General features: G+C 70.6%; 18 protein-coding genes. 8 read left to right on the top strand and 10 right to left on the bottom strand.

Features of this window, described 5'->3' with window-relative positions:
- Positions 1-15: 15 nt before the first annotated feature.
- From ACFY0T_RS04750 to ACFY0T_RS04735, 4 genes are read right to left on the bottom strand one after another with little or no spacing between them, the layout of a single operon-like run.
- On the bottom strand, positions 16-432 hold the full coding sequence (locus ACFY0T_RS04750; RefSeq protein WP_388864556.1) for a Fur family transcriptional regulator: 417 nt from the start codon (positions 430-432) through the stop codon (positions 16-18).
- A 58-nt stretch (positions 433-490) separates the two neighbouring features.
- On the bottom strand, positions 491-1,387 hold the full coding sequence (locus ACFY0T_RS04745) for a metal ABC transporter permease (protein ID WP_388864555.1): 897 nt from the start codon (positions 1,385-1,387) through the stop codon (positions 491-493).
- A gap of 16 nt (positions 1,388-1,403) precedes the next feature.
- A complete protein-coding gene (locus ACFY0T_RS04740) occupies positions 1,404-2,171 on the bottom strand; it encodes a metal ABC transporter ATP-binding protein (RefSeq protein WP_388864554.1) in 768 nt (255 codons plus the stop codon).
- Positions 2,172-2,188: 17 nt separating this feature from the next.
- Positions 2,189-3,151, bottom strand: coding sequence for a metal ABC transporter substrate-binding protein (locus ACFY0T_RS04735; protein WP_388864553.1), 963 nt, complete (start codon positions 3,149-3,151; stop codon positions 2,189-2,191).
- 177 nt (positions 3,152-3,328) lie between these two features.
- Between ACFY0T_RS04735 and ACFY0T_RS04730 the strand changes: the two genes are divergently transcribed.
- Positions 3,329-4,711, top strand: a complete 1,383-nt coding sequence (locus ACFY0T_RS04730) for a glycine--tRNA ligase (RefSeq protein ID WP_388864552.1) — start codon at positions 3,329-3,331, stop codon at positions 4,709-4,711.
- A gap of 165 nt (positions 4,712-4,876) precedes the next feature.
- On the opposite strand, the gene ACFY0T_RS04725 is transcribed toward ACFY0T_RS04730, so the two are convergent.
- Entirely contained in the window at positions 4,877-5,929 is a 1,053-nt protein-coding gene (locus ACFY0T_RS04725) for a chitinase (RefSeq protein ID WP_388864551.1), read from the bottom strand.
- A 260-nt stretch (positions 5,930-6,189) separates the two neighbouring features.
- On the opposite strand from ACFY0T_RS04725, the gene ACFY0T_RS04720 reads away from it, so the two are divergent.
- The 3 genes from ACFY0T_RS04720 to ACFY0T_RS04710 are packed head-to-tail and all read left to right on the top strand — an operon-like array spanning position 6,190 to position 8,612.
- Positions 6,190-7,200, top strand: coding sequence for an aldo/keto reductase (locus ACFY0T_RS04720; protein ID WP_388864550.1), 1,011 nt, complete (start codon positions 6,190-6,192; stop codon positions 7,198-7,200).
- Between the two features lie 26 nt (positions 7,201-7,226).
- Complete coding sequence (locus tag ACFY0T_RS04715; protein ID WP_388864549.1) at positions 7,227-7,814, top strand: TetR family transcriptional regulator; 588 nt, start codon at positions 7,227-7,229, stop codon at positions 7,812-7,814.
- A 45-nt stretch (positions 7,815-7,859) separates the two neighbouring features.
- A complete protein-coding gene (locus tag ACFY0T_RS04710; RefSeq protein ID WP_388864548.1) occupies positions 7,860-8,612 on the top strand; it encodes an HAD family hydrolase in 753 nt (250 codons plus the stop codon).
- Here ACFY0T_RS04710 and ACFY0T_RS04705 read toward each other — a convergent pair.
- Positions 8,607-8,813 carry a hypothetical protein gene (locus tag ACFY0T_RS04705; protein WP_388864547.1) on the bottom strand — a complete coding sequence of 69 codons (207 nt, stop codon included), beginning with the start codon at positions 8,811-8,813 and terminating at the stop codon, positions 8,607-8,609. The genes ACFY0T_RS04710 and ACFY0T_RS04705 overlap by 6 nt on opposite strands.
- 163 nt (positions 8,814-8,976) lie before the next feature.
- Here ACFY0T_RS04705 and ACFY0T_RS04700 point away from each other — a divergent pair, with 163 nt between their 5' ends.
- A complete protein-coding gene (locus tag ACFY0T_RS04700; protein ID WP_388864546.1) occupies positions 8,977-9,099 on the top strand; it encodes a hypothetical protein in 123 nt (40 codons plus the stop codon).
- A 156-nt stretch (positions 9,100-9,255) separates the two neighbouring features.
- Positions 9,256-9,630, top strand: a complete 375-nt coding sequence (locus tag ACFY0T_RS04695; protein WP_388864545.1) for a VOC family protein — start codon at positions 9,256-9,258, stop codon at positions 9,628-9,630.
- A gap of 69 nt (positions 9,631-9,699) precedes the next feature.
- On the opposite strand, the gene ACFY0T_RS04690 is transcribed toward ACFY0T_RS04695, so the two are convergent.
- Positions 9,700-11,130, bottom strand: coding sequence for an MFS transporter (locus ACFY0T_RS04690; protein WP_388864544.1), 1,431 nt, complete (start codon positions 11,128-11,130; stop codon positions 9,700-9,702).
- A gap of 111 nt (positions 11,131-11,241) precedes the next feature.
- On the opposite strand from ACFY0T_RS04690, the gene ACFY0T_RS04685 reads away from it, so the two are divergent.
- Positions 11,242-12,144 carry a helix-turn-helix transcriptional regulator gene (locus ACFY0T_RS04685; protein ID WP_388864753.1) on the top strand — a complete coding sequence of 301 codons (903 nt, stop codon included), beginning with the start codon at positions 11,242-11,244 and terminating at the stop codon, positions 12,142-12,144.
- 255 nt (positions 12,145-12,399) lie between these two features.
- Here the strand turns inward: ACFY0T_RS04685 and ACFY0T_RS04680 are convergent, their stop codons facing one another.
- Entirely contained in the window at positions 12,400-13,845 is a 1,446-nt protein-coding gene (locus ACFY0T_RS04680) for an MFS transporter (RefSeq protein WP_388864543.1), read from the bottom strand.
- A gap of 219 nt (positions 13,846-14,064) precedes the next feature.
- Here ACFY0T_RS04680 and dusB point away from each other — a divergent pair, with 219 nt between their 5' ends.
- Positions 14,065-15,219: a tRNA dihydrouridine synthase DusB gene (dusB, locus tag ACFY0T_RS04675; protein WP_388864542.1), complete on the top strand. Its 1,155-nt coding sequence runs from the start codon at positions 14,065-14,067 to the stop codon at positions 15,217-15,219.
- A 636-nt stretch (positions 15,220-15,855) separates the two neighbouring features.
- Here the strand turns inward: dusB and ACFY0T_RS04670 are convergent.
- Positions 15,856-17,793, bottom strand: a complete 1,938-nt coding sequence (locus ACFY0T_RS04670; protein ID WP_388864541.1) for a glycogen debranching N-terminal domain-containing protein — start codon at positions 17,791-17,793, stop codon at positions 15,856-15,858.
- Positions 17,790-19,703, bottom strand: coding sequence for a hypothetical protein (locus ACFY0T_RS04665; RefSeq protein ID WP_388864540.1), 1,914 nt, complete (start codon positions 19,701-19,703; stop codon positions 17,790-17,792). The genes ACFY0T_RS04670 and ACFY0T_RS04665 overlap by 4 nt, the downstream gene beginning before the upstream one ends.
- Positions 19,704-19,756: the final 53 nt, after the last annotated feature.

The raw sequence follows: 19,756 nt of genomic DNA, 5'->3' as shown, positions 1-19,756 counted from the left end.
GTCCCTTTGAAGGGCTCAGCCCTTCGCCGCCGCGCACTCCGCACACGTACCGAAGATCTCCACCGTGTGGGCGACGTTCACGTAGCCGTGCTCGGTCGCGATCGCCTCCGCCCACTTCTCCACGGCCGGGCCCTCGACCTCGACGGCCTTGCCGCAGACGCGGCAGACGAGGTGGTGGTGGTGCTCGCCGGTCGAGCAGCGGCGGTAGACGGACTCGCCGTCGGAGGTGCGCAGGACGTCGACCTCGCCGGCGTCGGCCAGGGACTGCAGCGTGCGGTACACGGTGGTGAGCCCGACCGAGTCACCCTTGTGCTTGAGCATGTCGTGGAGCTCCTGCGCACTGCGGAACTCGTCCACCTCGTCGAGCGCCGCCGCCACGGCGGCACGCTGCCGGGTGGAACGGCCCCGTACGGGCGATCCAGCGGTTGTCACCGTTGCCTCCTCGCGTCTGCCCTTGCCCGGTCATTGTGCCAGTCCGGGCTGTGCCCGGTCAGACGCCGACTTTGCTCTCCGGGTCGCGCGTGGCCGGAATCGCGCACTCCGCCGGGTCCCCGGCCTCCTGCGCGGCGGCCCGTGCCCTGCGGCGCGCCAGCGGCGTCGCCAGCGCCGTGAGCAGCATGAACACGCCGATGGCCATCAGCACGATCGTCGCGCCGGGCGGCACATCCACGTAGTACGTGGTCACCGTGCCGCCGAGGGTCACGCTCACCCCGATCGCCACCGCGATGGCGAAGGTGGCGGCGAAGCTCCGGCTCAGCTGCTGCGCGGCCGCGACCGGCACCACCATCAGGGCGGAGACCAGCAGCAGGCCGACGATCCGCATGGCGACGGTGACGGTGACGGCCGCCGTGACGGCCGTGAGCAGGTTCAGGGCGCGCACCGGCAGCCCGGTCACCCGCGCGAACTCCTCGTCCTGGCTGACCGCGAACAACTGCCGGCGCAGGCCGAGGGCGACGAGGACGACGAAGCCCGCCAGCAGGCAGATCGCCGTCACGTCCTCCTGCGAGACCGTCGAGAGCGAGCCGAAGAGGTACGACATCAGGTTGGCGTTGGAGCCGCCCGGCGCGAGGTTGATCAGCATCACGCCGCCCGCCATGCCCCCGTAGAAGAGCATCGCGAGCGCGATGTCGCCGCGCGTCTTGCCGTACCAGCGGATCAGCTCCATGAGGACGGCGCCGAGCACGGAGACGAGCGTGGCCATCCACACCGGGGACCAGGACAGCAGGAAGCCGAGGCCGACGCCGGTCATCGCGACGTGGCCGATTCCGTCGCCCATCAGGGCCTGGCGGCGCTGCACGAGGTAGATGCCGACGGCGGGCGCGGTGATGCCCACGAGGACGGCGGCGAGCAGGGCCCGCTGCATGAAGGCGTAGTCGAGGAAGTCCATCAGCTCAGCAGTCCCATCAGCTCAGCAGTCCCGTCCGGATCGGTTCGGCGTCGTGAGCCGCGTGCGGGTGTACGTGGTCGTGGCCGGGCAGCGCGTGCTGGCCGACCGCCTTCGGGGGCGGGCCGTCGTGGAGGACGCAGCCGTCGCGCAGGACGACAGCGCGGTCGATCAGCGGCTCCAGGGGGCCCAGCTCGTGCAGGACGAGGAGGACGGAGGTGCCCTGGGCGACCTGCTCGCGCAGGGTGCCCGCCAGGACCGCCTGGCTGGCCAGGTCGACGCCCGCCATCGGCTCGTCCATGATCAGCAGCTCGGGTTCGCAGGCGAGGGCGCGGGCGATCAGCACACGCTGGTGCTGGCCGCCCGACAGCGCGTTCACGGAGTCCTTGGCACGGTCCGCCATCCCGACGAGCTCCAGGGCCCGGCGTACGGCCTTGTGGTCGGCCTTGCGCAGCACGCCGAAGCGGGCGCGGGACAGCCGCCCGGAGGCGACGATCTCGGTGACCGTCGCGGGCACGCCACCGGCGGCGGTGGTGCGCTGCGGGACGTACCCGAGGCGCTGCCAGTCGCGGAAGCGGCGCCGCGGGGTGCCGAAGATCTCGATCTCGCCGCCGCTGACCGGGACCTGGCCGATCACGCTGCGCACGGCGGTCGACTTGCCGGAGCCGTTGGCGCCGAGCAGCGCGACGACCTCTCCGCGGTGCACGGTGAGGTCGATTCCGCGCAGGACCGGGCGCGAGCCCAGCTCGGCGGTCACGCCGCGCAGGGATATGACGGGCTCGCTCACAGGGTCCTCCACAGTGATCACTTGGCGCCGAGAGCCTTCTGCAGCGCCTTCAGGTTCGACTCCATGACCTGGACGTAGTCGTTGCCCCGGGACTTGCTGGTGATGCCCTCGATCGGGTCGAGGACGTCCGTCCTGAGGCCCGCGTCCTTGGCGATGGTCTTGGCGGTCTTGTCGCTGACGAGCGTCTCGTAGAAGACCGTCGTGACGCCGTCGGCCTTCGCCATCTTCTCAAGGTCCTGCACGCGGTTCGCGCTGGGCTCCGACTCCGGGTCCAGGCCGTTGATGGCCTCCTCGGTCAGGCCGTAGCGCTCGGCGAGGTAGCCGAAGGCGGCGTGGGTGGTGATGAAGACCTTGGACTTGGTGTTCTTGAGCCCGTCCTCGTACTGGGTGTTGAGCCCGTCGAGCTTCTTGACCAGCGACGCGGTGTTCTTCTTGTAGTCCGCCGCGTGGTCCGGGTCGGCCTTCTCGAGTGCCTTGCCGACGCCCGTGGCAACTTCGGCGTACTTCACCGGGTCGAGCCAGATGTGCGGGTCCTTGCCGCCGGACTCCTCGCCCTCGTGGTCGTCGTGCTCGTCCGCGTGGCCGCCGACCTCGTTGCCGTGCTTCTCCAGCGTGGTCAGTGACGCGGCGTCGATCTTGGTCTTGGCCTCGGACTGCGCCACGGCGTCGTCGACGGCCGGCTGCAGGTTCTTGAGGTAGAGGATGGCGTCCGCCACCTGGAGCTGCGCGGTCTGCTTGGCGCTGATCTCCAGGTCGTGCGGTTCCTGACCGGGCTGCGTCAGGGTCGTGACGTGCACATGCGTCCCGCCGATCTCCTCGGCGAGGTACTGCAGGGGGTAGAACGACGCCACCACGTCGAGCTTCCCGCCGCTCTTGTTGTCGGCCGCGGAGGAGTCCGAGCAGGCGGAGAGGGTGCCGAGGCCGAGGACGGTGGCGGCGGCCACGGCGGTCCCTGATATGAGGCGTCGCTGTACGTTCATGACACTCATTTTCAACAAATCTGGAAACGATTGTCAACAAGCCCTCGGGGAAGCTGTGGGGTAAGTAGTCGGTAAGCCCGCACTCCGGACGCGGCGCACAACCGATTTGATACGGGGGTGGGCGGCGCCGGTAACCTGAAGCATTCGCTGCCGTCCGTTCGTAATGAAGAGAGCACCGTGGCCGCCGACAAGATCGACACCATCGTCAGCCTGAGCAAGCGCCGTGGCTTCGTTTTCCCCTGTAGTGAGATCTACGGTGGACAGCGCGCCGCGTGGGACTACGGCCCGCTCGGCGTCGAGCTCAAGGAGAACATCAAGCGCCAGTGGTGGCGCTACATGGTCACCTCCCGTGAGGACGTCGTCGGCATCGACTCGTCGGTGATCCTGGCCACCGAGGTCTGGGTCGCGTCGGGTCACGTCGCCACCTTCACCGACCCGCTCACCGAGTGCACCTCCTGCCACAAGCGCTTCCGCGCCGACCACCTGGAGGAGGCGTACGAGGCGAAGCACCACCGCCTCCCGGAGAACGGCCTCGCGGACATCAACTGCCCCAACTGCGGCAACAAGGGCATGTTCACCGAGCCCAAGCAGTTCTCGGGCCTCCTCTCCACCCACCTCGGCCCCACGCAGGACAGCGGCTCCATCGCCTACCTGCGCCCCGAGACCGCCCAGGGCATCTTCACCAACTTCGCCCAGGTGCAGACCACTTCGCGCCGCAAGCCGCCGTTCGGCATCGCCCAGATGGGCAAGTCCTTCCGCAACGAGATCACGCCCGGCAACTTCATCTTCCGCACCCGCGAGTTCGAGCAGATGGAGATGGAGTTCTTCGTCAAGCCGGGCGAGGACGAGAAGTGGCAGGAGTTCTGGATGCAGGAGCGCTGGAACTGGTACACCGGCCTCGGCCTGCGTGAGGAGAACATGCGCTGGTACGAGCACCCGGCCGAGAAGCTCTCGCACTACTCCAAGCGCACCGCCGACATCGAGTACCGCTTCCAGTTCGGCGGCAACGAGTGGGGTGAGCTCGAGGGCGTCGCCAACCGCACGGACTACGACCTCGGCGCGCACTCCAAGGCCTCCGGCCAGGACCTCTCCTACTTCGACCAGGAGGCCGGCGAGCGCTGGACTCCGTACGTCATCGAGCCCGCTGCGGGTGTCGGCCGCGCGATGCTGGCCTTCCTGCTCGACGCGTACGTCGAGGACGAGGCCCCCAACGCCAAGGGCAAGATGGAGAAGCGCACGGTGCTGCGGCTCGACCCGCGCCTGGCTCCCGTCAAGGTCGCGGTGCTGCCGCTGTCCCGCAACCCGGAGCTGTCGCCCAAGGCCAAGGGCCTGGCCGCCGCGCTGCGCCAGCACTGGAACATCGAGTTCGACGACGCCGGCGCCATCGGCCGCCGCTACCGCCGCCAGGACGAGATCGGTACGCCGTTCTGCGTCACCGTCGACTTCGACACGCTCGACGACAACGCCGTCACGGTGCGCGAGCGTGACTCGATGAAGCAGGAGCGCGTGTCGCTCGATCAGATCGAGGGGTACCTGGCCTCGCGTCTGATCGGCTGCTGATCCGGCTTTTCGTACGGCACGGAGGCCCCCGGTTCCCTGCATGGGAGCCGGGGGCTTCGTGCGTTGCCACGATGAACTCCCACGTCGTCGAGGCGGCACCGGAGTGGCGGCGGTTGGGGGAGCTGCCGGCGATGGGAGTCGCGGGCTGAGGGGTGTGGCCAGGGCTCAACGGCCCTGGAGGGCCTTGACGTTGTCGCCGAACGTCCAGTTCTTCGAGCCGTCCCAGTTGACCGACCAGGTCATGAGGCCCTTGAGGCTGGTGCCGTAGTGCTGCCATGCCTGGGAGACGAGGCTCGGTGACATGTAGCCGCCGCCCGCGCCCGACTGGGCGGGCAGGCCGGGGACCTGCTTGTCGTACGGCACCTTGATGGTGGTGCCCTGGACGACCAGTCCCTTGTTCAGGCAGTCGGTCTGCGCGGTGAAGCCCTGGACGGTGCCCGCGGAGTACGAGTCGCCGGAGCAGCCGTACATGCTGCCGTTGTAGTACTGCATGTTCAGCCACCACAGACGCCCGTTGTCCGCGTACTTCTTGACGATCGGCAGATACGCGCCCCATATCGAGCCGTACGTGATGCTGCCGCCCGTGACGTACGCGGTCTCCGGCGCCATGGTCAGCCCGAAGTTCGACGGCATCCGGGACAGCACCCCGTCGATGATGCGGATCAAGTTGGCCTGCGAGGTGGAGAGTTGGCCGATGCTGCCGCTGCCGACGAGGCCCGTCTCGATGTCGATGTCGATCCCGTCGAAGTTGTACTTCTTCAGGATGGGCACGATCGTCGCCACGAAACGGTCGGCGACGGTGGACGAACTGAGGTCGATCCCGGCCGCCGCTCCACCGATGGACAGCAGGATCGTCTGCCCGGCCGCCTTGGCCGCGCACATCTCGGTCGGCGTCGCCACCTTCACGCCCGCGTCCATGCCGTCCTCCCACAGCGCGGTGCCGTCCGAGCGGATGACGGGGAACGCCGCGTTGACCACGTTGTAGCCGTGCGCGGCGATACGCGAGTCGGTGATCGGGGTCCACCCGAACGGCGGGTGCACCCCGTTGGACGAGCCGTCCCAGTTCTCCCAGTAGCCCTGGAGGACCTTTCCGGCGGGGCGTGACTTGACGGCGCAGGTGTCGGCCGCGGATGCGGTGGGGGCCAGGGCGATCGAGAGCTGGGTGAGACAGGCGGTTGCGAGTGCGGCGGCGAGCAGGCGCAGCTTTGCGCGGATCATGCGGAGCCTCCCGGTGGGGGTCGGGGTGGGTGCGCGCAGATGTCGTAGACATGACAGTGCTCGTGGTCCAGACCTCTCGTCAATAGGTCTGGACCATATTCCCTTTCGGGTCGACAGGTGGCGGGCGGTAGGCAGGTGGTGGGTGGCAGGCGGGTCGGTGAGCGGCGGACCTGGCGAGTGACAGGGCGGTGAGTGATGGGGCTGACAAGTGACAGATGACAGATATTGAAATCTGTCATCTGTCATGGCAGGGTGGACGCATGACGATGCAAACCCGCTCCCTCGGAACCACCGGCCCCCAGGTCTCCGCCCTCGGCCTCGGCTGCATGGGCATGTCCGCGCTGTACGGCGACGCCGACCGGGCCGAGTCCATCGCGACGATCCACGCCGCGCTGGAAGCCGGCGTGACCCTGCTCGACACCGGCGACTTCTACGCCATGGGCCACAACGAGATGCTGATCGGCGAGGCGCTGCGCAACGCCCCCGCGGCGCTGCGCGAGCAGGCGCTGACCAGCGTGAAGTTCGGCGCGCTGCGTGACCCGGACGGCGGCTGGTCGGGGTACGACGGCCGCCCGGCCGCCGTGAAGAACTTCGCCGCCTACTCGCTGCAGCGCCTCGGCGTGGACCACATCGACGTGTACCGGATCGCGCGGGTCGACCCCGACGTACCGGTCGAGGAGACGGTCGGGGCGATCGCTGAGCTGGTGGAGGCCGGGCACGTACGGCACATCGGTCTGAGCGAGGTCGGCGCGGACACCGTCCGCCGGGCCGCCGCGACCGCTCCCATCTCGGACCTGCAGATCGAGTACTCGCTCATCTCCCGCGGCATCGAGGACGAGATCCTGCCCACGACCCGGGAGCTGGGCATCGGCATCACGGCGTACGGCGTGCTGTCCCGTGGGCTGATCTCGGGCCACTTCACGGCCGACCGGCAGCTCGCCGCGAACGACTTCCGTGCCATGAGTCCCCGCTTCCAGGGCGAGAACCTCCAGCACAACCTCGCCCTCGTCGAGGCGCTGCGGAAGATCGCCGAGCAGAAGGGCGTCAGCGTGGCGCAGATCGCGATCGCGTGGGTGCTGGCGCAGGGCGAGGACATCGTGCCGCTCGTCGGTGCGCGCCGCCGTGACCGTCTGACGGAGGCGCTGGGGGCGCTGGACGTGACGCTCGACCAGGGCGACCTGACCGCGATCGAGGAGGCGGTACCGGCGGACGCCGCCGCGGGCGATCGCTACCCGGCGGCGCAGATGGCACACCTCGACAGCGAGCGCTGACGGTACCGGCAGGTACGGTCTTCGTCATGGCACCGACCACCGAAGCACTGACCGCCGAGCGCATCCTCGAAGCCACCGAGGAGGTGCTGCGCCGCCACGGCCCGGCCAAGGCCACCGTGGTGGACGTGGCCCGCGCGCTCGGCGTCAGCCACGGCAGCGTCTACCGGCACTTCCGTACGAAGGCCGCGCTGCGGGAGGCGGTCACCGAGCGCTGGCTGGACCGTACGTCTGAGGCGTTGTCCGGCATCGTCGCCGAGGGCCGGGACCCCGAGTCGCGCCTCCGCGACTGGTTGGCGGCACTGTTCGCCGCCAAGCGCCACAAGGCGGGCGACGACCCCCAGCTCTTCGCCACGTACATGGTGTTGATCGGCGAGACCAGCACGGTCGTCGATCACCACATAGCCGACCTCACCGCCCAGCTCACCGCCATCATCGAGGACGGCGTCGAGCGCGGTGTGTTCGCCTCCGACGCCCCCACCGTCACCGCCCGCGCCCTCTTCGACGCCACGGGCCGCTTCCACGACCCGTGTTACGCGCGCGAATGGGAACAGCCGGGAATCGCCGCGGAGTTCGAGGCGGTCGTGGAGCTGGTGCTGCGCGGGCTGCGCGCCTGACCTGAGGGGTGGCCCGCGCGGCCCGACGTGGGCCACAGTGGCCGGATGCGCGCGACGAAGCCCATGGCCGACGCACTCGACGACCGGGAAGCCTTGCGGAGTCTTCTCGACAGCACGCAGGCAGTGCTGTTCGACTTCGACGGCCCGGTCTGCGATCTCTTCGCCGGCCGGCCGACCACATGTGTCGCCGACAAGATCAAAGCTGAGACGCGCCGCGCATGGGGCGCTCTCGATCAGGATGTCGAGGACTGCCACGACGCTCACGGCGTCCTCCGACGCCTTAGGGAAGCATGGGACCGGCCGGCCCCGACATCGCGCAGCTGTCAGCCGCTTGAGTGGGCGGAAGCCGCAGTGACGATGCATGAATACGCGGCCGTCACGTCCGCCGAGCCGGCCGCGGGTGTGGTCGGATGCGTGGACCTCCTGCTCGACCTGGGCAGACGTCTCATGATCGTGAGCGACACGGCCGAAGGGCCTGTGCGGGAGTACCTCGAGCGCGCAGGCCTCGAAGCGAAGTTCGAGGCCGTCCGCGGTCGCGATCCACACGACGCCCGGCGCGTGAAACCCGACCCCGATTGCCTGATCCGATCACTGAACCACCTGGGACTTCCCCCCGACTCCTGCCTCTTCATCGGAGATCAACTCACCGACCTCATGGCAGCTCGGTCGGCCAGTATCCGGTTTCTCGGGTACGCCCGGGACGAGGAGCGGGCGACCGCCATGAGGCGAGCAGGCGCGGACGGGGTGGTCGCGTCACATGCTCCCGTCATGGACGCCGCCCGACTGCTGCTCTCATGACTCCGCAGGATCCACCGTCGCCTGATGCGCCTCCGCCAGGTGTTCCTCTGCCTTCAGCCAGGGCAGGAACTGCGCGCCCTTGCGCCAGCCGCAGGTGTCGCATCGGATCGTGCGCTGGACGCCTGCTCGTTGTACACGGACGACGTGCTCGCGGCCGTGCTGGTCCCAGCGGCTTACCTTGCTCGTGTTGATCTGCAGCATGACACTGACACCTCCAGGTGTTACCGCTCCGCTTGCGCAGCAAGGAGTGTGCAGCATGGCGAAGATCAATAGGGGGTCTTCGGCGGCGAGTTGGGTGTGGGGTCGGTCGCGTCCAACGGGCAACCGGGTTCCACCAGGTAGGGCGGCCGGCATCAGGCAGCCGATGACCGAGTTCGTCGCGGCGCATCCTGAACTCCGCCTGATGGAACTCCGCCTGATCGAGGACCGGTTCATGCAGATCCGGCAGGCGGTCGGCATGACCACGACCCGACGCCTCGGCGGCTGAGGTGCGTCGCCTCCCGGGAAACCGTCCGCTTCCTCCGCGATCTCGTCGAGGAGCTGAAGGCGAACGGCTTCGTCGCGGTCGCCCTTCGACGCGCGCACCAGTCGGAGACGCTGGTCGCTCCACTCGCCCAGAGGCGAGGCGCCCTAGGATCGGCCCGTGATCGCCGAACTGCAATGCGTGGTGCTCGACTGCCCGGAGCCTCTCCAACTCGCCCGTTTTTACGAGGCGTTGCTCGGCGGAACCGTCAACCGGCCGGACCGTCGCTGGGCGCTCGATAAGGGCTGGGCGACCCTGCACACGCCTTCCGGCCTCGTGCTCGCCTTCCAGCGCGTGGAGGACTACCAGCCGCCGCGCCGGCCGGACCCTACCCAACCCCAACAATTCCACCTCGACTTCGGCGTCCCGGACCTGAATCGGGCGCAGCGGCAGGTCCTGGCTCTCGGCGCGACACTGCTGGACGTCTCGGACGGGCGGGGGCGGCATATCTACGCCGATCCGGCAGGGCATCCGTTCTGCCTGGTCGGCCACTGAACCGCCGTAGAGGTCGCGCAAGTCGGAGAAGCCGTCGACGACGTACGGAAGAGCCTGGACGCCGTGGTCTCAGCTGATCCTGCGCGGCAGGCGCAGGCTCAGCATTGTTGTCAGGGCCACGCCTGCCAGTTGGACCAGCAGCGTGGTCACGAGGGCGTTCTGCATGCCGTGGCCCGGTACGAGGGCGAGGAAGAGGGAGCCCAGGGTGGCGACGCCGAGGGCGAGGGCCGACTGCTGGGTGGTGATCATGACGCCGCTGCCGACGCCGGCGCGGGCGGGCGGGACCTCGGAGAGGATGATCCGGAAGATGACGGGGAGTTGGAGGGCCTGGCCCGCGCCCGCGACCGCCGCGCCCGGCAGCAGTTCCCACACACCCAGGTCCGGCCAGGACCGCCACGCGGCCACCACCAGAAGGGCCACACCCACCGCCTGGATCAGCCCGCCGACGGTGACGATCCGAGTGCCGTAGCGGGCGACCAGCCGGGGACCACAGAGGGAGACGACGAAGAAGACGACGGCCATGGGCGCGAGAGCCAGGCCCGCGGGCACCGGACCAAGGCCCGCACCCCGCTGCAACGCCACCGCGATCACGAACATGAACCCGCTGAAGCCGATCGAGAACGGCACGATCATCACCAGGCCCCGGCGCAGCGAGAGCAGGGAGAAGAGGCTCGGCGGGACCAGGGGCGTACGGCCGCGGCGGTCCTCCCGGCGTTCGATGAAGTAGAACGCCGCCGCCGCGAGGGGGAACAGGGCGAGCGACAGCCAGGTCCACAGGGGCCAGCCCGCCGCCCTGCCCTCGGTGAGCGGGGCGAGGAGGGCCAGCAGGGAGACCGCGAGCAGCACCGTGCCGGGGGCGTCGATCGGCTCCGGGTGCTGCGAGCGCGTCTCGGGCACGGCGCGCGCGGCCAGGATCAGGCCGAGGATCACGACGGGCACGTTCACGAGGAACACCGAGCGCCAGCCGGTGCCCGCGATGTCCGCCGCGACCAGGACGCCGCCGAGGATCTGCCCGGCGACCATGGACAGGCCGGCCGTGGCCCCGTACAGGCCCATGGCCTTCGCACGGCGCGGGCCCGCGGTCGCCGACTGGATGGTGGCGAGCACCTGCGGCAGCATCGCCGCGGACGCCGCGCCCTGCGCGACGCGCGCCGCCACCAACGTCCAGGCGCTCGGCGCGAGCCCGCACGCCAGCGAGGTCAGGCCGAAGGCCGCCATACCGCCGAGGAAGAACTGGCGCCGGCCGAAGAGGTCGCCGAGGCGTCCGCCCAGGACGAGGAGGACGGCGTACGCGACTCCGTATCCGGCGACGACGAGTTCGAGGACGGCCTCGCCGGCGTTCAGGTCCCGGCCGATGGTCGGCAGGGCCACGTTGACGATGAAGAAGTCGATGAGCGGCAGTGCCGCACCGAGCAGCACCGTGAAGAGTCCGAGTCCCCCGAGCTCGGGTGGGGCCGAGGGCGAACGGACAGGGGTCGTGAGAGTTCCTGTTTCGGTCACGACGACCAGCCTTGTCCCCCTCCCAGGCTGGTACCAGAGTCTCCTTATCCTGGTAGAAGAAGTACCTGGCAACAGGTTGCCCGGTGCGGCAGGCTGGGGAGCATGACGACCATGACGCAGGAACAGACGGTGCGGACGGCGTCGGCGGCACGGCACGACGGCCGGGAATCGGAGATCCGGCGGCACGAGCTGGCCGCCTTCCTGCGCCACCGCCGCGAGCACGTCACCCCGGAGCAGGTCGGACTGCCCCGCGGCCCCCGGCGACGCACCCCCGGCCTGCGCCGCGAGGAGGTCGCGCAGCTCGCCGCGGTCGGCGTCACCTGGTACACGTGGCTCGAACAGGCCCGTGACATCCACGTCTCCGTGCAGGTGCTCGACGCGCTCGCCCGCACCCTGATGCTCGACCCCAGCGAGCGCACGCACCTCTTCCAGCTGGCCGGCGCCGTGGACCCGTCGCCCGCGTCGAAGTGCCCGTCGGTCACACCGGCCCTGCAGGCCGTCCTCGAACAGCTCGAGCCGATCCCGGCCTGCGTCCAGAACAGCCGCTACGACATCCTCGCGTACAACCGCACGTACGGGATGCTGCTCTGCGACCTCGACGCGGTACCGCCCGAGGACCGCAACTGCATGATCCTCTCCTACACCCACGAGGAGTGGCGCTCCTCGATCGTGCACCTGAAGGAGACCCAGCGGCTGATGGCCGCCCGCTTCCGGGCCGCGATGGCCGGGCATCTCGCCGAGCCCGCCTGGAAGATGCTGCTCAAGCGGCTGCGGGCGGAGTCCCCGGACTTCAACGAGGCCTGGGACCGGCACGAGGTGGTGGGCGCGCGCACCAAGCGCAAGGAGTTCCGCAACGCGCACGTCGGCCGGATCACCGTCGACCACACCGACCTGTGGCTCAGCCCGGAGGTCGGGCCGCGCATGGTGACGTACGTGCCCGCCGACGAGGAGTCCCGCGAGCGCCTGGAGAAACTGCACGCGATCGCTGTGGAGCGCGGGCGGGTCGGGGCCTGACGCGGGGTGTCAGGGCCGGGGGTCTCTTGGGCGCGGCGTCCTCGCGGTGCTCCTGGGTGCTGGTGTCTCTTGGGTACGGTCCCGGCTTGGGCCCGGACCCCGGTCCCGGCTTGGGTCCGAGCCTCGGTCCCGGATCGGGCCCAAGCCCCGGCGCCGGATTGGGCCCAGACGCTGGTCCAGCTCCAGGCCCAGCTCCAATTCCAGCTCCAGGCCCAAGCCCAGGCCCAGGCCTCGGTCCTGATCCGCCGGCAGCCGTCAGGCGTTCACGCCCGCCGCGTCCCGTATCTCCACCGACTCCAGCCGCTCGGCGGTCCGTTCCGCCGTCGCGCGGGCCCAGCGTCCGCTGGTCAGCGCGCCGAGGAGCAGGACCGCGAGGCCGCAGCCGGCGATGATCCACCAGCCGGGGCGGGCGGCCGACACGAAGGTGTCCTCGTACGCCGACGCCCGCACCCCGGAGGCCAGCACCGCGCCGACCACGGCGACGCCGAGGGTGCCGCCGATCTGGCGGCTGGTCGAGGCGACGGCGGCGGCGACGCCCGCCTGGCTGCGGGGCATGCCGGAGACGGCGGTGTTGGTGATGGGGGCGTTCACGAAGCCGAAGCCCAGGCCGAAGAGGACGTAGCCGATGGCGAGTGTGACGTTCGACGTCTCGGCCTGGAAGGCGGCGAAGAGGATGCCGCTCGCGGTCATCGCGATCCCGGCGATCAGCAGTGAGAGGCGCGGCCCGCGGCTGCCGACGAGTCGTCCCGACACGGGCGCGCACACGAAGCACATCGCCGCCATCGGCAGCATCCACAGGCCCGCGTGCAGCGCGTCCAGGCCGCGGACGTTCTGCAGATAGAGCGTCGACAGGAACAGGAATCCGCTGAGCGCCGCGAACGCGCTGATGGCGATGACGGTGGCCCCACTGAACGGCGCCGAGCGGAAGAAGCGCAGGTCGATGAGGGGTTCGGCGCGCCGTGGTTCGTACCGCAGGAGGCCGAGCAGCGCGGCGAGGGCGATCGTGCCGAAGGCGAGCGTCTTGAGGGCGCTGGAACTGGGCGCCTCGATGATCGCGTACGTCAGCGAGCCGAGCAGCGCGATGACAAGGAGCTGGCCGACCGGGTCGGGGCGGCGGGCCTTGGGGGCGCGGGACTCGGGAACGTAGCGCAGGGTGAGCAGGAGCGCGGCGAGGCCCACCGGGAGGTTGATCCAGAAGATCGACCGCCAGCCGACCGAGTCCACGAGCAGGCCGCCGACCAGCGGTCCGGCAGCCATCGATATGCCGACCACGCCGCCCCACACGCCGATCGCGCGGGCGCGCTCACGCGGGTCAGTGAAGGTGTTGGTGATGATCGACATCGCCACCGGGTTGAGCATCGAACCGCCGACCGCCTGCACCATGCGGAAGGCGACGAGCGATTCGAGGTTCGGGGCGAGGGAGCACAGGGCCGAGCCGATGGTGAAGACGACCAGGCCCGCCATGAAGACCTTGCGCCGCCCGATGCGGTCGGCGGTCGAGCCCGCGAGCATCAGCAGCGACGCCAGCACCAGCGTGTACGCGTCGATCGTCCACTGCAGGCCCGCCACGCTCGCGTGCAGTTCCTTCTGCATCGCGGGCAGGCCGACGTTCAGAACCGTGGTGTCGAGGCTCACGATCAGCAGACTCATGCAGCAGATCGCGAGCACCAGCATGCGGTGGCGAGGGCTGAGCTCGGGCATTCCACCAGGGTACGCCGCTTTCGATAGTGCGTCTAACTAATGACCGCTACATGATCTTTTCGGGTGGTGTGCGGGGGCACTTGACCGGGGTGTGCCGGGGGGTGTGCCGGGCACTTGCCCTGGGGTGTGCCGGGGGTGTGCCGGGAGGATGTTGAGCACTTGCCTCGGGGTGTGCCGGGGGTGTGCCGGGTACTTGCCCGCGTACGTGACAATGGAGGAATGTCCACGCCCACCCTCGCTCCCGCCACCCCGCTGCAGATCGGCCCCCACACCGTCCAGCCGCCCGTCGTCCTGGCCCCGATGGCCGGGATCACGAACGCGCCCTTCCGCACCCTGTGCCGGGAGTTCAGCGGCGGCAAGGGCCTGTTCGTCAGCGAGATGATCACCACGCGAGCGCTGGTCGAGCGCAACGAGAAGACCATGCAGCTGATCCACTTCGACGCGACCGAGAAGCCGCGCTCGATCCAGCTGTACGGCGTGGACCCGGCGACCGTCGGCAAGGCCGTCCGCATGATCGCGGAGGAGGGCCTGGCCGACCACATCGACCTGAACTTCGGCTGCCCGGTCCCTAAGGTGACCCGCAAGGGCGGCGGCTCGGCGCTCCCGTACAAGCGGAACCTGCTGCGGGCGATCCTCCGCGAGGCCGTCAGCGGTGCCGGGGATCTGCCCGTCACGATGAAGATGCGCAAGGGCATCGACGACGACCACATCACGTTCCTCGACGCCGGGCGGATCGCGGTCGAGGAGGGCGTGACGGCGATCGCGCTGCACGGCCGCACCGCCGCGCAGCACTACGGCGGCACGGCGGACTGGGACGCGATCGCGCGCCTCAAGGAACACGTGCCGGAGATCCCCGTCCTCGGCAACGGCGACATCTGGTCGGCCCAGGACGCGGTGCGGATGGTCCGGGAGACCGGGTGCGACGGGGTCGTGGTCGGGCGCGGCTGCCTTGGCCGGCCGTGGCTGTTCGGCGACCTGGTGGCCGCCTTCGAGGGGCGTACGGACTCCTACGCCCGCCCGACCCTGCGCGAGGCCGCGGCCGTCATGGTCCGGCACGCGACCCTGCTCGGTGAGTGGATCGGTGACGAGGCGCGTGGCGTCATCGACTTCCGCAAGCACGTGGCCTGGTACCTGAAGGGTTTCGCCGTCGGCTCCGAGATGCGCAAGCGCCTCGCCATCACCTCGTCGCTCGCCGAACTCTCCGAGGGCCTCGCCGAGCTGGACCTCGACCAGCCCTGGCCCCTCGGCGCGGACGGGCCCCGTGGCCGTACCTCCGGCAACAACAGGGTTGTCCTGCCGGACGGTTGGCTCAAGGACCCGTACGACTGCGCGGGCGTGAGCGAGGACGCGGAGCTGGACACGTCCGGGGGCTGATGCCTGTCCCTGGCGCGAGCCCCCGGGCCGCTCCGACGCCCGTGGCCGGGGGCCACCCGCGTGACGAACAGCGCCGTGGCGCGTGCCGCTGCCGCTACCGGGCGTTCTCGGCGAGGGCTGTTGTCGCTGCGGGGTTCGCGTGCTGCTCGCCGCGTGCCGCTTGCCGCTTGCCGCTTGCCGCTCACGTGACGCTCGCCGCGTGCCGCTGCCGCTGTGGCTTCGCCCTGTGGGCGGTGCGCTTGCTGCTAGCGCTGCTACCGCTGTGGGCAATCGTCCCGCTGGGCGATGGGGGTCCCCCCTGTTCGAGCGAAGCCGAGAACTTGGGGGAGGGTGGGCACAGCCACCAGTGCCGGGTGCCGTATCGCACCAAGGTTCCCGGCACCGGGGCTGAGGTCGGGGGTGGGTCGCGCAGCCCGGCGCTGTGCGGGGTGCCGCTGTGCCCACCCGTGCCGCCCCTAGCGGCACGCATGCCCACAGCGAGGATGGTTACGGCGGCACGCCTGCCCACAGCTACGACGGGTGGGTGGGCGGCGGGGCGCATGCCCACCGCTGGGTGGGTGGGCGGCGGCGCGCATCTCCGCCGCCCACCTCCCAGCCGTGGAGATGGTCACGCGTGCCCACAGTTACAACTGCCTGTCAGGCGCCCCCCACTGCCGTGAGCAGGGCCAGTGGTGCTGCTGCTGAGCGGGACTCGCGGACGCACGCGTGCGGGTAGGGCACCGGTTCGCCGTGGGTGTCGCGGCCGTAGCCCGCGAGGACCTCGGGGAGGCGGTGACCGGCGGCGGTGGCCGCGTCGACGAGGGCGTGGGCGACCGTGCGGGCCTCGTCGTGCAGGCCGTACCGCGCCAACCCCAGCGTGATCAGCGCGTTGTCGTGCGGCCAGACCGAGCCCCGGTGGTACGAGAGCGGGTGGTACGCCGGTTGGCCGGAGGCCAGCGTGCGCACGCCCCAGCCGGAGAAGAAGTCGGGTTCGAGGAGACGGCGGCCGACCAGTTCGCCGTACTCCTTGTCCAGGAGGCCGGACCACAGGAGGTGGCCCGCGTCCGACGCGAGCGCGTCGACGTGGTGGCCGTCACCGTCCAACGCCAGCGCGGGGAAGCCGTGTTCGGCCATCCAGAAGTCCCGCTGGAAGCGGTCGCGGAGGTCGCCGGCGGCCTGTTCGAGGAGGGCCGCGTAGACCTCGTCGTCCCAGGCCGTGCGGGCCAGGTGCGCGGTGCGGCGCAGGGCGTCGTACGCGTATCCCTGCGCGCCCGCCGCCATCACCGGGCCGGTGGGGCGGCTGCCGTCGGCCGAGCAGATGGCGCCCGGGGAGTCCTTCCAGTTCTGGTTGGCGAGCCCGCCGCCGTCCGCGCGGTAGACGAGATAGCCGCGCGAGGTCAGACCGCCGTGGTCCAGCATCCAGCCGATCGCCGCACGGGCGTTGGCCTCCAGACGGCGGGCCAGGGCCAGGTCACCGGTCTGCTCCGTGTACGCGCCGAGCAGCACCAGGAACAGCGGCGTCGCGTCCACCGAACCGTAGTAACGCCCATACGGCACCTGCCCGAAGTGCGCCAGCTCCCCGTACCGCACCTCGTGCACGATCTTGCCGGGCTGGGCCACCGCACCGGCCCCCGTCTCCGTCGCCTGGGTCGCGGCGAGCGCGGGCAGCGTGGCGGCGGCGAGCTGGGGCCGGTAGGGGAGCGCGAAGAGGGAGGTCAGGAGGGCGTCGCGGCCCAACAGGGTGAGGAACCACGGGACTCCGGCCGCCGGGACGCGCAGCTCCTCGCCGTCCGGGCCCGTCGCCGGGACCTGCAGCACCGCCAGGTCCGACAGCCCCCGCGCACAGGCCGCGGCCAGCTCCGGCCAGCCGGTCGGGAAGGGCACACCCTCCGCGAACTCCCCTTCCAGAGCGAGGAGTTGCTCATTGGCGGCGGCGGGGGAGAGCGGTACGCGCGGCGCGAGCGGGGCGCCGTGCGGACGCGCCGCGACCCGCAGCGACAACTCCGCCGAACCGTGCGGTTCGAGATCCAGGGTCCATACGAGGCGACGCGCGCCCGTGCCCGTCTCCTCCACGCCGTCCGGTGCGGGCTCGGAGGTGACCGTCGTACGGGACCGCCATTCACCGCGCCGGTAGCTGAACTCCACGCCGTCGTCGAGGACTTGGCGTTGTCGCACCACCCCCGTCTTGGCGTACGTACGGTAGTCGGAGCGCAGCTCGAACTGGTCCGTGAAGTCGGCGTCCGCGGTGACCGCGATACGGACCGTCGTGGGCGTCGGTCGGTTGCTGGTGACGCGCAGCGCCTCCACGAACGCGCCCTCGGCGACAGCCTGTTCACGGAAGAGCGTGTACGCGGGCGGCTCGGTGCGGCCGCCGCGCGGCACCAGCACACAGCGTGCCGTGTCGCCGTCCGCGACCGGCGTGAGCGCCTCCGGCACTGCGCCGTCGACCGTCAGCTGCCAGCGGCTCAGGTGCCGGGCGTCCCGTACGAATAACCCGTCCGGGGAGCTGCCGCCCCGCACGCCGCTGATGTCCCCGCCGTCGCCCACGGCGGCGAACGTCCCACCGTGCACGAGCAGATGATGCCGGTCCGTCATCCCCGGTCCCCTCCCTTGGCGCCCGTCTCGCATGCGTTGCGCGCCTTCGCGCTGTGCGTCTTCGCGCTGTGTGTCTTCGCGTCGTGTGTCTTCGCGCTGTGCGTCTTGTCGAACGCGCCGCGCCCCGGGTGGGACACGACCTGGTCCGTCCCGGAGGGCTCGTGCAGCAGGTCCAGCGTCAGCGCTGCCGTCCAGCTGAAGCCGAGTGCTCCGCAGGCCTCGCCGGTGTACGGGTCCACGTACTCCGCGAACCCGGACTCCCCGGCGGTGTCGAGCAGCGCGGCCCGCAGCCCGTCCGCCCGCGCGCGCTCCCCGTGCAGCCGCAGTCCCCGCTCCAGCAGCCAATTGGTGTTGAACCAGGCCGGCCCCCGCCAGTACCGGTGCGGATCGAAGGCTTCGCCGGTCAGGTCGTAACTCGGCACGAGCCGCGCGGCCCCGCCGAGCTCGAAGTGCCGCCCGCTCGCGGTCCGCACGAGGGTGGCTGCGATGTCGCGCGGCAACGCGGGAAGGATGAGCGGAAGCAGCCCGGCGACACTGCGCTCGGGGATGAGAGCACCACGGGCGCCATTCGGAGAGCGCTGCTCTGAAGCGTGAGCACTGCTCTGTGAGTGCCGCTCCGGCACGTGAGCACCGTTCCGTGAGCCCTGCTCCGAACCGAGAGCACCGCTCCGCGAGCGCTGCTCCGAACCGAGAGCACTGCTCTGCGAGGGCCGCTCCGGCACGTGAGCACCGTTCCGTGAGCCCTGCTCCGAACCGAGAGCACCGTTCTGCGAGCGCCGCTCCGAACCGAGAGCACCGCTCCGTGACCCCCGCTCCAAACCGAGAGCACCGCTCTCGCCCCCGTCCGCGCCCCCGCCCACACGCCCGTCGTACACATCCCGGCAGAAGAACATCCCCTCGACCGGATCCCACAACCGCTCCACCAGCGCCGCCGTGAGGCGTTCCGCGCGGGCGTGGCGGGCGGTGCCCGCCGCGCCCAGTTCCTGGGCGATGTGTGCCAGGGCGTGTTCCGACGCGATCAGCAGGGCGTTGAACGCGGGGTCCTCGACGGCGAACTCGCCGCCCCCGTCGGCGTACCCGCGGTCGCGGTAGTCGGTGGCGAGGCGCACGTACCGCCCGTAGTCGAGATCCGTCGGGCGGTCCTCGGGGGCGCCGTGGTCGAGGTCGGCGCGGCGGAAGGAGCGGGCCGGCGCCGGGGTGACGCGGCTCAGCGGGGCGTCCCAGCAGGGGCTGTTGTCCATGCCCTGCTCCCAGGGGTGGACGACGGAAGCGAGCCCTCCGCCGCCCAGGTCCCGGCGGTGCAGGAGATAGCGGTGCCAGGCCGCCAGGCGGGGATACATCCGGGGGAGGAAGGCGCGGGCCCGCGACAGGCCCGGGTCGGCCTGGTGCACCAGCCAGACGGCGAGCGCGTGCACCGGTGGCTGCACGATGCCCGACGTCTGTACGGTGCGCGGGGCGCCCGCGGCGCGCCCCGCGGTCGAGGAGCGCCAGAAGTCGGGGCTCGGGAAGTACGCGTCCAGTGGCACGGAGGGGTTGAACACGATGTGCGGGATCCGGCCGTCGCCCCACTGCGCACTGAGCAGCGTCTCCAGCTCCGTCTGCGCCCGGAGCGGGGACAGATGGCGCAGTCCGATCGCGATGAACGCGGAGTCCCACGACCACTGGTGCGGATACAGGCCGCGCGAGGGCACTGTGGACGTTCCCGTCCAGTTGTCCTCCAGTACCCGGGCCGCCCTGAGGTGCAGCGACCCCGTGAGCTCGGCGCGGTCGTATACAAATGATCCGGAACGGGTGATCTCACCCGGACCGGGCGAAGAGGGCGGGCCGGAGGCGTGCAGGGGAGTGCCGGAGGTGCGCACGGGGGTGGTGATGCCCGTGAGCAGGGCGGTGAGCTGGGTTGTGCTGTCCACTCAGGTCTCCCCGAAGACGTCCGGCCGACCAGTTCGGCAGTAGCTACCGTAGG

This window comes from Streptomyces sp. NPDC001530 (assembly GCF_042894545.1).
Lineage (GTDB): Bacteria > Actinomycetota > Actinomycetes > Streptomycetales > Streptomycetaceae > Streptomyces.
This window is presented reverse-complemented; position numbering and strand designations above follow the sequence as displayed.